Origin of the sequence: Bacillus clarus, from assembly GCF_000746925.1 — a bacterium.
GTDB classification, from domain to species: domain Bacteria; phylum Bacillota; class Bacilli; order Bacillales; family Bacillaceae_G; genus Bacillus_A; species Bacillus_A clarus.
This window is the reverse complement of the sequence record NZ_JMQC01000008.1, coordinates 5035395-5051405: the sequence shown is the minus strand read 5'-3', so window position 1 is coordinate 5051405 and position 16011 is coordinate 5035395. Positions and strand designations below refer to the sequence as shown.

General features: G+C 33.4%; 11 protein-coding genes. 6 read left to right on the top strand and 5 right to left on the bottom strand.

Translation table 11 applies throughout. From position 1 onward, the window contains the following. Positions 1–23 precede the first annotated feature (23 nt). The 3 genes from DJ93_RS26810 to DJ93_RS26800 all read right to left on the bottom strand — a co-directional run bounded on the left by DJ93_RS26810 (position 24) and on the right by DJ93_RS26800 (position 2861). The gene (locus DJ93_RS26810) at positions 24–665 is read right to left on the bottom strand and encodes a YukJ family protein (protein WP_042984069.1); all 642 of its coding nucleotides are present in this window, start codon (positions 663–665) and stop codon (positions 24–26) included. Between the two features lie 90 nt (positions 666–755). Continuing rightward, on the bottom strand, positions 756–1697 hold the full coding sequence (locus DJ93_RS26805) for an endonuclease I family protein (protein WP_042984068.1): 942 nt from the start codon (positions 1695–1697) through the stop codon (positions 756–758). 402 nt (positions 1698–2099) lie between these two features. Next, a complete protein-coding gene (locus DJ93_RS26800) occupies positions 2100–2861 on the bottom strand; it encodes a matrixin family metalloprotease (RefSeq protein ID WP_241484332.1) in 762 nt (253 codons plus the stop codon). Positions 2862–3707: 846 nt separating this feature from the next. On the opposite strand from DJ93_RS26800, the gene DJ93_RS26795 reads away from it, so the two are divergent. Together DJ93_RS26795 and DJ93_RS32915 are read left to right on the top strand one after the other, a co-directional pair. Then, a complete protein-coding gene (locus tag DJ93_RS26795) occupies positions 3708–5141 on the top strand; it encodes a S8 family peptidase (RefSeq protein WP_117287894.1) in 1434 nt (477 codons plus the stop codon). A 158-nt stretch (positions 5142–5299) separates the two neighbouring features. Next, on the top strand, positions 5300–5458 hold the full coding sequence (locus DJ93_RS32915) for a hypothetical protein (RefSeq protein ID WP_161785266.1): 159 nt from the start codon (positions 5300–5302) through the stop codon (positions 5456–5458). Positions 5459–6051: 593 nt separating this feature from the next. Here the strand turns inward: DJ93_RS32915 and DJ93_RS26785 are convergent. Continuing rightward, the gene (locus DJ93_RS26785; protein WP_042984066.1) at positions 6052–7023 is read right to left on the bottom strand and encodes a trypsin-like serine peptidase; all 972 of its coding nucleotides are present in this window, start codon (positions 7021–7023) and stop codon (positions 6052–6054) included. 661 nt (positions 7024–7684) lie between these two features. On the opposite strand from DJ93_RS26785, the gene DJ93_RS26780 reads away from it, so the two are divergent. The 4 genes from DJ93_RS26780 to ltaS all read left to right on the top strand — a co-directional run bounded on the left by DJ93_RS26780 (position 7685) and on the right by ltaS (position 14400). Beyond that, positions 7685–9442 carry a S8 family serine peptidase gene (locus DJ93_RS26780; protein WP_042984065.1) on the top strand — a complete coding sequence of 586 codons (1758 nt, stop codon included), beginning with the start codon at positions 7685–7687 and terminating at the stop codon, positions 9440–9442. 393 nt (positions 9443–9835) lie between these two features. Next, positions 9836–11461 carry an ABC-F family ATP-binding cassette domain-containing protein gene (locus DJ93_RS26775; protein WP_042984064.1) on the top strand — a complete coding sequence of 542 codons (1626 nt, stop codon included), beginning with the start codon at positions 9836–9838 and terminating at the stop codon, positions 11459–11461. A 92-nt stretch (positions 11462–11553) separates the two neighbouring features. Then, positions 11554–12051, top strand: coding sequence for an SRPBCC family protein (locus DJ93_RS26770; RefSeq protein ID WP_042984063.1), 498 nt, complete (start codon positions 11554–11556; stop codon positions 12049–12051). 375 nt (positions 12052–12426) lie between these two features. Further along, positions 12427–14400, top strand: a complete 1974-nt coding sequence (ltaS, locus tag DJ93_RS26765) for a lipoteichoic acid synthase (RefSeq protein WP_042984062.1) — start codon at positions 12427–12429, stop codon at positions 14398–14400. A gap of 47 nt (positions 14401–14447) precedes the next feature. On the opposite strand, the gene DJ93_RS26760 is transcribed toward ltaS, so the two are convergent. Beyond that, the gene (locus DJ93_RS26760; RefSeq protein ID WP_042984061.1) at positions 14448–15896 is read right to left on the bottom strand and encodes a DHA2 family efflux MFS transporter permease subunit; all 1449 of its coding nucleotides are present in this window, start codon (positions 15894–15896) and stop codon (positions 14448–14450) included. Positions 15897–16011 lie beyond the last annotated feature (115 nt).

The following is a 16011-nucleotide window of genomic DNA, read 5'->3' as shown; positions in this document are numbered from 1 at the left end:
AATATTTTAAAATCGTAAATCAATTAGCAACCACTTTTATGGTTACATTCCTCAACAGGCTTAGTAGCATGACCATCATCATCCGTACACCAAGACTGAGATTGAAATGCTAAGAAGATTGCAACCCAGTTGTTAGTATTCTTAAAATGTAGAAGTACTCCACCATCTTGCCAAATTCCATCATCTTCAAAGAATTCCTCTACATTTCCTTGATTCATATGTACATCATGAATTCCGGGAGGAATTTTATCTCCATAAGCGTAAATATCAACCTCGGGTTTTTGAGCCCTTGACATATAAAGTTCTAATTTTTCTTTTAAATCGTTATCTTTGCCAGCTGCATTTACTGGCAGTGGTACCATGGTACAAGGGTCAAGTAAATTTCCTCGAATATAGTCAAGTGCAATATTAGAATTTGAATCACCGATAGGTGTAAAACCATATTCTAAATCAGGAAGATGTGTTATTTGTTCTGAATTGAAATTTTCTCCTGCATAATATAGTATTTCTGAGGGGGCCTTTTTCGATTTAACATTAATAATAATTGTGTATGTCTTAGTATTCTCACCCTGAATTTTAACATGCATGTGTGGGGTTTTGTTGTCATTATCAATCTGAAATTGTTTTACTTTTCCCTTTAATACACCATAATTAAGTAATCCCATTAATTTTTCAACTCCTTGAAAAATATTGAATCCAATTAGATTCTTTGCTAGATAAATTTAGCTAGTAAATAATCTCTTCATTGCAAAAAATCAAGAAGAGATTACTGAAAAATCAATCTTACGAGCATGAATTGGAAAATCTATAAGGGGGTTTCTATTCCCTTGAATCTCTTGAATACTTTGATTTCGATGCTTTTCATAAATACTCACCGGGTATTTTTCATGCCATTTAAGTAATAATTCAATATTAATTTCTATTTCTCGATCGTTTGTTATTTTATTTGGATACCTTAGCAAAAAGTATAAAGTAGCCCGAGCTACTATACCTTTAGCGTATTCAGGCTCGAATAAATGTCTTTCTTCTTTTCCACACTCTTGTCTAATACCTTTTATTTCATTCTCACCTTCATAGTCTAAGAAATCATGGTAGGGATAGTTACTTCTCATTGAATTACATGGTGGATCACAAGCGAATAAATGATGTAAATCACCTCTCATTGGCTCTTGTTTATTAAACCATGATTGTGGTACTACATGTTCACAGTTAAGTTTATTATTGTGTTCAATACGCTTTTTGTGATTTTCTAGCTCATCTTTTTTAAATGATTCATTTGCGACTAGTGTATCTAATTCATTTTTTCTTTTTGTTATTATGTTAAAGTCTTCAGTAATAACTTCCTCAGGATTTCTAATCTTTCCAGAGTAAATACTTTTGAGCTTTCCATTCGATTGCAAATCTACCCAATTATATAAAAATCGAGCTGGATTGTACTTAACTGGATTATGTGTATTTTCTAACAAATGTTGTAAAACTTTAAATAATTCTTGAGGGTTTAATTGCTCAAAATTAATCGTTTTATAGTAGGTATCTAAAGTAAGTTTCTCTGCTTCTTCATCAAAGTATTCTTTTGTATCTTTTTCAATATTTTCTTTGTTTTTACTAAGTTGATTTAGAATTTCTATTTGTTCACTTTTACTCATTAATAAGGTTGAAAATTCATCCTCTGGAATATTTGATTGATTTTGTGTCATATGATACTACTCCTTTCTTTTTAATTGCATGTGAAAAAATGTGCTCATGTGCAGCTGTTAGCAAGAATAATTGGTTAAAGCACCTATTTATTGAAAAATTATATTAAGTGTAATATTAAAATGTAAAAGTTATACTATCTATTACCAGATGTGTAGGCTAAAGCGTATAGTAGCTGGACTACTTGTTTATAGAGATGTTTTGGTAAAGTGCTTAGATGTCCTAGTTATGAAAAGACTGTGGTATTATCCGAATTTTTATGTCCAGCTATACTAAAATACAATTTACCTTTCATAGCAAGAATCACAGTAATGAAAGGCTCTCGTTCCTTTAGGAGAGAAAAATACAATGTGAAATTATTTGTATATTTTTTAAACATATAGTTAATCATTTAATAATAGGATTTAGGCATTGGGACCATAAATAGATTGGATTCCTACCTTATCATCTTGATGTAACGATCTATGAGGTCCACTATAACTTGGGAACATCAGTGCACCCTGAACGTTAGAATGAGATAAACCAAGAGAGTGACCAAATTCATGAGCAGCTACAGTCACAAGATCAATACCTGATGAAGATAAGTTCACCGACCATGCTTCACTGTCATCAAAATGTGCGTCACCTTCACCTGCAAGATCCCCACTGTTAGGAGGCGGAAAATAGGCATGCGCTAATCCATTTCCTGTACCATCAAATGGATTATTATCACCATGCTCACCTGTAACAAAAGAAATTAAAATATCTGCTTGATTTGTTGTAGCTTCTGTAAAAGTTAAAGGAGTTACGGCACCCAAAAGGCTGAACGCAGTAGCGATTGCTGTACGAACTTCATCTTCTGATAAGTCTGAAGTGAATTTTACAAATTTGTAAGTAAGATCACTTTTATTCCATTTGTTCCCTTGAGCAGCAAAGTTTGCTGATTCTTCAAGTAAATCAGGGAATCCACATCGTGGTAGTTTCATTTGTCGTACTGTAGCTTCATTCTGTTTTCCTTCAAAGTAGCCAAATCTCTGAAGAAAATTTTTAAAATCATTTACCGGTTCGCCTTTAGAATTTTTTTCAGTCCAATAGTTGTTGGTATTTTTATTGGAAATCCCTACCTTCTTGTCAATGTTTGATGATGTGTTAATTTTAGGTGCATCTATCTCATTATCTGTAAGCATATAGAAGACTATACAATAAAGTTTCAAAAGAAGAATTAATTATTTTATACTTCTTTGAATTTCTCCAAGATATATTAGATTTTAATAGTAGATACTACAATGGAAAGAACTATATATAACCAGATAATTCATTTAAATCAGGCATTGTATTTACATTGAAAAAGTATAATCCCACTACATACCAAAAATTCATTTGTGTTTGTTTCAATGTGAGTCTAATTTATGGTTCATTGCAAGTTCCTGTAATAATGGACGAAGTTCCACAGAAGCAGTTATATCGTTACAGATAAAGTTTTTTTGTTTTCCATTTCCTTCTAATGATAACTCGTAATAGAAAATACTTGGGGGAGGGGAAGTATTATTTCCAATAATTTCATCGTTTAGCTCCCAGATTTGATACTTGTCTATTACTTTTTTTATTTTTTCTGAAACGTCTAATGGTAATCCTATTTTTAATACTTAATTGTGTTCCATCAACCTTGAATATCGCTATTTTAGATAAAATAGATTTATGGATAAAACTGCATTTACACTTACTATGCTTTTGACACATAAAAACAACGCCTTTTATTAGATTCGTACATCATTCTAACTAATGAAAAGGTAAAAACCCCCTTTTAAACATTCAGTCAAATAGTTATCAATATAAAGATAGCTATATTTATAGATATATGGATGATAACTATACTGCATATTGTTAAATATGTTTAGATATGACATCGAAATCTTTTAGTATGCATATTAGAAGCGAAAGTAGCTAAAGTTAAAAACAACTTGTTTAGAGGATAATAAAACGTTTCTATTGAATAGCTTGAATTTAATTTTAAAACTATTGGAGGAGTTAACTTGAAAAATGAACTTATTATAATTTCAAGTTCACAGACTAACTTAGATATGAATAAGAAGGAAGGTGCATTTATATCAAGTTCTGATTATATGTTTGAAAATGTTTTAGCTAATGAGGAAATTAATATTCAACCTTTATTTGATATTAATTCAATAGCTAATAAGAATCTTTTAACGCTAGAAGTAAATAAGGAAACACAAGAACTATCTAAGTTTTATAAAGCCTTCGTCCCAGATGAGCAAATTGAAGATTTAGTTGTGAAACTTCTTAATAACTCGGAAATTGAAGGTGCTTACATAAAGCCTTCAGCTGAGTTATCCCGACTAGCTACGAATACTCTTGTGAATGATAGTACCAATAGTGTAATTAGTTTTATAAATAACCAAGGTTATTTAGGAAATGCTCCAGAAGGAATAAATGTACACTCAGCTTGGAATCTTCCAGGAGGAAAAGGAGCTGGGGTAAATATTATTGATATCGAAGGCGCGTGGCGTTTCTCTCATGAAGACCTAAAAGATAATCAGGGTGGTGTTATAGATAATAGTTCTGTAGCAGACTTGCATTTGAGAAATCATGGTACATCCGTTCTAGGAGTAATGAGTGGAGATGATAATTCTTTTGGTATCACAGGCATATGTCCAGAAGCCAAAATACGAGCAATATCTGTATTTGATAAGAATGGCAATATAAGCGAAAAAAGCACATCCAATGCAATTGTACAAGCTGCGAATCTACTTAAATCGGGAGACATTATTTTAATTGAAATTCATCGCCCAGGACCTCGATTTCATTTTCAATCTCCAAAAGGGCAAAGTGGTTATATTCCAATTGAATGGTGGCCTGATGATCTTGCAGCGATACAATACGCTACATCTCGTGGAATTGTGGTTGTAGAAGCTGGTGGTAATGGATCAGAAAATCTTGATGATCCCCTATATAACAAACCGGCAGTAGGCTTTCCTAGTACATGGACAAATCCATTCAATCGTAAAAGTAGCGATTCAGGAGCAATAGTTGTAGGTGCAGGTGCCCCACCCCCAGGAACCCATGGTCGAAACCATGGGCCAGATAGATCTAGATTATTTTTTTCAAATTATGGTTCCATGTTCGATGCTCAAGGATGGGGAGATGAAGTAACAACAACTGGTGGAATTAATCAATCTCAAGGAGATTTACAAGGTGGTTCAAATGAAGATACATGGTATACAGATAAATTTAATGGCACTTCTAGCGCAGCTCCTATAATCGCAGGAACTATAGCATGTCTTCAGGGGATTCTATTGGCTAGAAATAAAGCACCTTTAACACCTAGAAATATGAGAAATCTACTTAGAAATACTGGTTCTTTACAACAAGATGCTTCAATGAGTCCGAAAACGCAACGAATAGGGAACAGACCAAACTTAGAGCAACTTATCCGTGCTCTTAAATAAATAAATGGCTACATGCCTATAAATTAATAAGAAAATTTTTTTCTTCTACTTAGTAGCTTAACCTTTATGTGTAAGAAATTGTAGTTTGTTATAAATATAACTTGTCCAAACATACTAGAAGGATTAAAAACTAACAAATAGAAAAAGAGGATTGAAAATTGTTTAATATAGAAAATAATGAAGATTTAGGTTTATTATTCAAAGTAATTCAAGCTGGTGGATATAATTTATATTTAAGACATGGAGAAAAAGAACCGGAGACACGGAAAAGAGCAATTATTGGAGATAGTACAACACAGAGTAACTTAACTCCGTAGGGAAGAAAACAAGCAGAACAGATAGGAAGCATTTTCAAGGAACAAAAGTTACCCATTCAAAATCCTGTATATACAAGTCCCTATTGCCGAACAAAAGATACAGGGATACTTGCATTTGGCGATCAAAATATTAAAGTAATTGATGAGCTGGTTTCCATTAGTTATTTAGGTATTGAAAATCCAAATGAAGAACAAAAAATAGTAAAAGAAAAATTAATAAAAATAGTTGAAGTGGTACCTAATGACAAATTAAACAGGGTATTTATTGCTCATGATTATAGGTTTAATAAATCTATAATTTGCCAAGGAATTGACGATGAGAAGCAATGTCTAAATTTTTTAGATACAGTTATTTTAAAACCGAACAGGGAAGAAAAAGGATATGAATTTGTTGGTTTAATCAGTTTAGAACAGTTTATAAAATGAGCGGATGAAAACAAACTTAACTAACTTGGGATAAGAATTCTTCCACCTCTTAGTTGATGCTACGTATATACACCTTGATACGAATTAAAGTAGTAGTCTAGCTAAAGAACCCTAAAAGGTCTTTTCAACGACCTTTTAGGGTTCTTTCTTTTATTAAAAGAGGATAATTAGATAATGTCTTCAGGGATATGACTAGCAATTTCTGTTGTTCTTGTGCAATCTTCTCCTCGACAGTGTGTATCATCATTACAAACATTTGAGATTAGACAGCCATTAACTTCTTTAAAATCATCTTCTCCACGGACTAAAATTCCTTCTACTACATGGGTATTGCTATTAAAAACTGGGGATCCTGAGTTCCCACCATATGTGTCTAAATCTGCTACAAAAAAAGCCGATTTATTATTTTTTCTTACCTTTGCTCCACCGGCATATTTAATAGGAAGTCCTACTGGATGTCCTATAACATGTAAATCTTGATCATCATCCATTTTATCCTTTCGACGAATCTGAACAGGTGGATGATTTTCTACAGCTCTATCAAGTTGAACTAATGCCCAATCCCCTCCAGCCTCCTCTTGTTTTCGCCCAATAAGTTTAATCCCTTTATATATTTCTGTATTTTTAATATGGGTTTCTGCGTTCGATTCATCTTTCATACGAAATCCAAAAACAAATCGAATGGTAGCTAAATCATTATTATGAACGCAATGTCCTGCTGTAGCAATGATGTTCGGTGCAACAAGAAATCCTGTACAAAATGCACCAATTGGTTGATCTTGAAATGGTTCACTTGAACATAAATTTTTAGCTTCACCAAAATTCTGTGTTTGAATAGTAGACGTACCATCGCCATTATCAATAATATCCGTATCACTAAACAGAGCAACTACACTTTCTGCATCTTTAAGAATTTTTTCGTCAACAATCTTAAAAATATCTTTGCGATCGTCTGTACCGTAGATAACAGATTGTTTTTCTCTAACGGCCTCATAAATATCACTTGTTGAGTAGTCCTGAAGGTCATTATTATAAGTTTTATTAGCATGTACTAAAGTTTCTTCTGTAGACTCTCGTAATTTTAATTCTTGCTGTAATTCCTCCAATGAAAATTCGTCTAATTTTTTTAGTTGCTTCATTTATTTTTCTCCTTATCAATAACAAGTTTAAGTAAGTTTTCTTTCAACAATTGATGTAGTCGTATTAAATATAAGTATCCTGATTAATTAACTTTATATATCATCTGTATATAATAACCTTCAGGAAGTATATTTTCCCTTATCCAATGTGATTAATCACTTAATTGCATTGGGATTAATTGGAGATAAGAGGGATGAACTTATAGTGCCTGAAATCCTTTGTAATTTGATGGAGATAAAATATATTTCTAATGGTAGCAATGGGTTATTGCTTAGTATTATAAAGCAACAAGGGTAATAATTATCTTACTATACAAATAAATTGAAAAGAAAAGTGATTTTCTTTAAGTTGTTTTACAAACTGACATTAATTCAGCTATTTTTATATACATAAATACCGTTCATTTGGAAAGAGTAAACATGATTCAACAAAGTGATTATGAAAGTAAGTGGAAATGTAAAATGAAAAATATGTTTAAACAGGTTAGCTTTGTTAATAATGTAGAAAGACTTAATCTAGTATGAACTACTGAACAAGTGTCAAGAAATAGCTTTTTGACACTACAGTTAGTAATCTATAAAGGGAATTTGTAATCTAGTTTATGTATTAATTAATAAAAATTTGAGTAACGTTTCCTTTAAATCAGGAGGTAATGGTTAGATGGTACAAGAATTGTATACTTACCGTGCAGAAAAAAAGGTTATACTCCAAAAACAAGAGAATCAATTTGTAATTAGAACAAATCCTGATAATTTAAAGAAAGTAGATACACTCTTAGACGTTGAGCAAGTATCTCCAGCATCTTTTCGTATTACCACAGATGAAAGTAACCTTGACCATTTGATGAATATAGCAAGAGAAATGGCCCCAGCACATCATGCATATTATCGTATCGAAACAAACGATGAATTTCTTATTACAGATCGTATTTTTGTAAAGTTTCGCAAAGTGATTTCTGAAGAAGAAACTACTCTTTTCACTTCACGTTATAAATTATTATTACTAGAGAAATATGATGATTATAATTATCTCTTTCAGCTTACTAATGCTACTGATATGAATCCAATCAAACTAATTGTTAAGCTTATGGAAGAAGAAACAATTGTAGAATCAGCAGATCATGACTTAAATCATCAGATGCATACATATGATTTGGAAATTCCACGTGATGAAGCTTATTCCAAGCAATGGCATTTACATACGCACTTCCGGAATACAGAGTATGATTCACGTTCTTCTACAAGGTGTGAGGATGCCTGGAAACTTCTTGGTCACTTTGGTAGTGAAGATATTGTTATAGGTATTACGGATGATGGATGTAAAATAGATCATCCTGATTTTAATTCATCAAATAAGTTTGCTGGTTATGGATACTTTAAAGATGAACGTCTTTTTACCAACTCAGATAGTGATTTTCAGAAACAACAAATGTATATTAAATGTAAAAATCATGGTACCTCTTGTGCAGGGATTGTAGCAGCGGAAGTCGATGCACAATTTACTGTAGGAGCAGCACCGGGGTGTAGACTTTTACCTATTAAATGGGAGTCGAAAGAAGAAGGGTTATTTATAAGTGATTCTAAATTAATGACCGTTTTAAATTATATTGCTGATAAAATAGATATATTATCAAATTCATGGGGTAGAAGTCCTGAAAGAACTTGGCCCACTCAAGTCTTAGATAAAATTACGGAATTAGCTACAACTGGTGGAAGACGACGTAAGGGAATCATCTTTTTGTGGGCAGCAGGAAATGAGAATTGTCCAATTGAGCACAACGCTTTAGTTGAAGTGCCATATACTGATGGATGGGAGAATGGCTCATGGATAGGGGTAAAGAAAGCTAAAAATTTTCATCACTCTTTAGTTGGTATTCCTGGAGTTATATTTATAGGAGCGCTCAGCAGTACAGCACAAAGAAGTCATTATTCAAATTATGGATCAGGGCTTTCAATCTCAGCTCCTAGTAGTAATCTGCACGAATATTTTCGAATGCCTGTAAAGGGGATACCAATTACAACTGCAACAGGATCTATCCCAGTTCTGCATGGGGCCTGTATACCAGAAAACGTAACAAGTCGCTTTGGAGGAACCTCTAGTGCTACCCCTTTAGTAGCAGGGATTGCCGCTTTAACTATCTCAGCAAATCCTCAATTATCAGCTCTAGAAGTAGTTTCTATTCTAAAAAGCACAGCTTCTAAAAATTTGAACTTTGAAGGTTATCCAAAGACTCCTCCAAGTCCTTTCGATAGGGACATTTCATGGGATATATCACCAATTCCGCCATTTGATAAAGGCACATTTATTGATATTGGAAGTAATGATGGAACTTGGAGTCCTTGGTTTGGGTATGGCAGAGTAGATGCATTAGATGCGGTGAAAGCAGCTTTAAAACGTAGACAAGAGCCAATAATATAAACTCTTTACAAAGAAAGGTCACAAGCAGCAGAGGAAGACAACAAAGAAGGAATTCGGTGTATAGGAAATAGAAGGATATGTAGTGAACTGTAAATATAAGTTGAAATAATGAACTCTAGAAATTTTAATAGAATTTCTTTAGGACACCTCCATGTTAAAAAGAGGTGCCTTTTTTATGTTAAACTAACTAGTGAAACGACAATATTTGAAATCATTAGGCGATGCAGAAACATGGGTAAACATGAAAATTGTAGAAAGTTAATCTATCGTTGCTATTCATCTAAGTTCTACTATATAATAGTTATAGTCTAAAATAAGTGAGTCGTAATCTACGGCATTTGAGACATTCGGTGAGAAAACGCTGATATCAGCGGTATTAGTAGGAGGAAACAAATGATTACAGTAAGTAACGTTAGTTTGCGTTTCGCAGATCGCAAATTGTTTGAAGATGTTAACATAAAATTCACGCCAGGTAATTGCTACGGTTTAATCGGAGCAAATGGTGCTGGTAAATCAACATTTCTAAAGATTTTATCTGGAGAAATTGAACCATCAACAGGTGACATACATATTACGCCAGGTGAGCGTCTAGCAGTATTAAAGCAGAACCACTTCGAATATGAAGAGTTCCCTGTATTAGAAACAGTAATTATGGGTCACACACGTCTTTACAAAGTAATGCAAGAGAAAAATGCAATTTACATGAAAGAAGACTTTAGTGATGAAGATGGCATGCGTGCTGCAGAACTTGAAGGTGAGTTCGCTGAGCTTAACGGTTGGGAAGCAGAGTCAGAAGCTGCAATCCTTCTAAAAGGCCTAGGTATTGGTGAAGATCTTCATGATAAGAAAATGTCTGAATTAACTGGGGCAGAGAAAGTAAAAGTATTACTTGCTCAAGCTTTATTCGGTCAACCTGACATTCTATTACTAGATGAGCCTACCAACCACTTGGACTTAAAAGCGATTCAATGGTTAGAAAACTTCTTAATGAACTTTGAAAATACAGTTATCGTTGTATCCCATGACCGTCATTTCTTAAATAAAGTGTGTACGCACATGGCTGACCTTGATTTCGGTAAAATTCAACTTTATGTTGGTAACTATGACTTCTGGTATGAGTCAAGTCAATTAGCATTAAAATTAACACAAGATGCGAATAAGAAAAAAGAAGAGAAAGTAAAAGAGTTACAAAACTTTATTGCGCGCTTTAGCTCAAACGCATCTAAAGCGAAGCAAGCGACTTCTCGTAAAAAATTATTAGATAAAATTACATTAGATGATATTAAACCGTCATCACGTCGTTATCCGTTCGTTGGTTTCACACCAGAGCGTGAAGTAGGAAATGACTTATTAACTGTTGAAGGTCTTTCTAAAACAATCGACGGAGAAAAAGTGTTAGATAATGTGTACTTCACTTTGAATAAAGGTGATAAAGTTGCATTTATCGGTCGTAACGATATTGCGATGACAACATTATTTAAAATCCTTATGGGTGAAATGGAGCCAGATAGTGGTTCATTCAAATGGGGTGTTACAACATCTCAATCGTACTTCCCAAGAGACAACTCTAAGTACTTTGAGAACAGTGAGTACAACTTAGTTGAATGGTTACGCCAATTCTCTCCACAAGATGAATCAGAAAGTTTCTTACGTGGTTTCTTAGGCCGTATGTTATTCTCTGGTGAAGAAGTAAAGAAAAACGTTGCTGTATTATCTGGAGGAGAAAAAGTTCGTTGTATGCTATCTAAAATGATGTTAAGTGGTGCGAACGTAATCACACTTGACGATCCAACGAACCATTTAGACCTTGAGTCTATTACTGCATTAAACAATGGTCTAATCGCATTCAAAGGAACAATTTTATTCACATCTCATGACCATCAGTTCGTACAAACAATTGCAAACCGTATTATCGAAGTAACACCAAACGGTGTAATCGATAAGGAAGCAACGTACGATGAGTTCTTAGAAAATGAAGAACTTCAAAAACAAGTAGATGCAATGTATAAAGGTAAATAATGAATGATAAAAACCCTCGCTCTCCTTTATGAGAGCGAGGGTTTTTTTGAAAAGGAATACTATCCTTGTATTTAAATAAAGGGGGTACTAAAGTGAATAATTATTCAGGAATAACATTAACGACGGTAAGGAATTTTGATGTTGCACCTGAAGAAATTTTTGAAGCATGGATAAACCCCGAAATGATGAAGAAATGTTTTTTTACATTGGAAGAAACGAATAAAGTAACGAAAAATACTCCTCAAGTAGGCGGGAATTGGGAAATTATCGATCATCGTGATGGTAAAGATTATCGCGTGATTGGGGAATATATCGAAATGAATCGACCAGAAAAGTTAGTGTTTACATTTAAAATGCCACAATTTAATGAATTAGAAGATACAATTACAGTTGCAATTAAGAAGAAACAGCAAGGACCTGAAATGGTATTTTTACAAAATATTATCGTTCCTCATGAAGAAAATTGGACAAAATCCGATGTTGAAAAAGCGCTTAAAGAGTATCATGACGGATCTGAGCATGGATGGAATTTAATGTTTATGGGGTTAAAGGAATTAGTTGAAACAGGGGAAGTTAGCTATAAAGGATAAGTTGGTATAAAAAGTGTAGTTTGACAAATCGTCCAAACTACACTTTTTTTTGTAGAATTGGTTCTATTACATGAATGTACCAAAATTGGAGATAGATTTGTTTGCGAATGAATAAATAAAGGTTTATAGTATGTGGTGTCATAATTAGTGGATGAGTCTTGGGAGAAAACAGGAAATGTTACAAATGTATTTTGTTAAATAGAAACCAAGGTCAAAATGTTTAAAAAGAAATAGTTGAATAAATAAAAGCTTCAAATTATAATTACTAATATTCTTCATATAGTTAAATGAAAAAATCTATTAGAAGAAGAAAAATTGAATAGAGAGACAGACTTATAACAAAATAAGCCTTGGATGATCAAAAGAGGTGGAGAGATGAAACAACTACTATTAAAGAGTAAGCGAGTGTTAAGCAATCACTTTGGATTTTTCGTGTTTGCCGTTATTTTATTATGGTTAAAAACATATGCAGCATATGTGACAGAATTTAATTTAGGGATATCAAACACAATCCAAAAGTTCTTACTGTTTTTCAACCCGTTAAGCTCAGCAGTTCTATTTTTAGGTCTTGCATTATTCGCAAAAGGGAAACGAGCTTACATTTGGTTAATTATTATTAATTTGTTAATGTCTATACTTTTATACGCAAACGTAGTATATTATCGCTTTTTCAGCGACTTTATTACGTTCCCGACATTAACACAAACGAATAACTTTGGAGATTTAGGTGGTAGTATTTTTGCATTGCTACACTTATATGATCCACTATATTTCTTAGATACAATCATTTTAATTGTTTTAGTCGCAACGAAATTTGTAAATCCTAAACCAATTCGTGTTGCGAAGCATAAATTATCTCTAGTATTTGTAGCAGGTATTTTATTCTTTAGTATTAACTTAGGACTTGCAGAATTTGACCGTCCTGAATTACTAACAAGAACATTTGACCGCAATTATATCGTGAAATATTTAGGGGCGTACAACTATACGATTTATGATGGCATTCAAAGTGCGAAAGCATCAACAGAACGCGCATTAGCAGATGGAGATAGTATGACAGAGGTTAGAAACTATCTTACATCAACTTATGCAAGTCCAAATCCTGAGTATTTTGGTAAAGGAAAAGGAATGAACGTAATTTATATTCATTTAGAGTCATTCCAAAACTTCTTAATTAATTACAAATTAAATGGTCAAGAAGTTACACCGTTCTTAAACTCATTTACAAAAGATGCGAATACGTTATACTTTGATAACTTCTTCCATCAAACAGGACAAGGTAAAACATCTGATGCGGAGTTCATGTTAGAGAACTCAATGTTTGGATTGCCACAAGGATCTGTTTTTACAAATAAAGCTCATAACACGTATCAATCAGCACCAGCTATTTTAGGTCAACAAGGATACACATCAGCAGTGTTCCACGGAAACTACAAAACGTTCTGGAATCGTGATGATATTTATAAATCATTTGGTTTTAATAAATTCTTTGATGCGTCATACTATGATATGAACGAAAAAGATGTAGTAAACTATGGCTTAAAAGATAAACCGTTCTTTAATGAATCAATTCCGTTATTACAAACGTTAAAACAACCGTTCTATACGAAGTTCATTACGCTATCGAACCATTTCCCTTATCCGATTGATAAAGCGGAAGCAACGATTGAACCAGCGAAAACAGGTGACTCTTCTGTAGATACGTATTTCCAAACAGCACGCTATTTAGATGAGTCTGTAAAAGGCTTCATGGATTACTTGAAACAATCTGGTTTATACGATAACTCAATTATCGTTATGTATGGTGACCATTACGGTATTTCAGATAATCATAGCGCAGCAATGTCTCAAATAATGGGTAAAGAAATGAACTCATTTGAAAATGCTCAATTACAACGTGTACCTCTAATCATTCGCGTACCAGGGATGAAAGGCGGCGTACAACATCAATACGGCGGAGAAATTGACGTGCTTCCAACGTTATTACACTTACTAGGTACAGATACGAAAAATTATGTCCAATTTGGCTCAGATTTATTATCACCAGAGCATAAACAAGTTGTTGCATTCCGTAACGGTAACTACGTAAGCCCAACAGTTACTGCACTGTACGGAAAATACTATGATACAGCGACAGGCAAACCTGTAGAAATAACAGATGAAATAAAACAAAATGAACAAATGGTTCAAAAATCACTAAAATACTCGGACCAAGTTGTTAATGGCGACTTATTACGATTTTACACACCGGAAGGATTTACCCCAGTAGATCGTTCTAAGTACAACTATAACCATCGTGATAAAAATAAAACGAAGGTGAAGACAACTGAAGACGGGGAAACGAAATAAATAATAAAAAAACCTAATCGTATGGAATACGATTAGGTTTTTTTGTTTTAAGATTCGCTTTCGTGTTTTTGGAGTGCTACTTTTTTAGGCATAAAACATGCAATAATCAAAGCTACAAAAGATAAGATTAACATAAATACGTAGGCATCACTTGAGCTGAAGATAGAAGATAATTTCGTTAATTGCATAGCTGATATGCTTCCGTTCTCACTAGATAACTGTGAAATATGTGAAGTTGATTGAATTGTATAAACCGTGATGATAACTGCTGTTCCAATAGCACCTGCTAATTGGCGAATCGTATTGTTCACTGCTGAACCATGTGAACCTAATTCTCTTGGCAAAGCATTCAACCCAGCTGTATTTAAAGGCATCGAAATGAAACTTAACCCAATTCGTAGAATAATGGTACGAACCATTAAATACATATAAGTTGTGGATTCGGTCAAATGAATTACACCCCACATCGAAATAATGATACATATTAAGCCTGTAATAAAGAGAGGTTTCGCCCCGTATTTATCAAACATTTTCCCTGTGATAGGTGATAAGAAGGCATTAATCACAGCTCCAGGTAATAGAAGTAAGCCTGATTCAAATGCAGTGAAACCCCGTCCATTTTGCAAGTAAATTGGTAATAGAATTAAATCCGCATACATAATCATCGTAATGAGTACGTTAATGACTGATGTAAGAGTAAAAACTTTATACTTAAATACAGATAAATTTAATAATGGATCGTTAGACTTTATTTGACGTAAACAGAATAAAGTTGTAACGATTATACCGATGATAATTGTTGTAATAACAACTGGATGATCCCAACCTTTGCTTCCTGCACTACTAAATCCGAATATAACACAACCGAAGCCAATCGTTGATAAAATGACACTTACGATATCTAATTTTGCTTTTGTTGTATCTACAACATTCATTAAATATTTAAGTGCGAGAATAATAACAATGAATACAAATGGAGCTAATCCAATAAATAGCCATCTCCATGATACATATTCAATGATAAAGCCAGATAATGTTGGAGCGATGGCTGGCGCAAAAATGATGGCGAAGCCGATGGTACCCATAATACTTCCACGCTTTTCACTAGGGTATAAATATAAAATAACAGTCATCATTAGTGGCATAATAATTCCTGCCCCAACTGCTTGAATCATTCTTCCTGTTAACAGAATGCCAAAATTCATGGCGAATGCACAGAGAACAGTCCCAATAAACAAAGAGAGCATCGAGCTAATAAAGAGCTGCCGTGTTGTAAATCGTTTCATTAAAAATGCAGTAATTGGTACTAGAACACCATTTATGAGCATAAATCCTGTCGATAGCCATTGTACTGTTGCAGCAGTAACATCAAATACCTTCATTAAATTACTCATTGCCACATTTAATAGCGTCTGATTTAATGTTGATAAAAAACAACCGGTAATGAGGACAACTAATATAATTTTTTTGTTTCTTTCTGATATTTCCTTTTGCATTGGTAAACTCCTTCATTGTTGTCTTGATTTATCGACATTTTGTCGATAAAATTAATGGTAACAAAATATATTTTCTTTGACCATGAACAGTTTTTTTGAAAATGTTCACTACTCG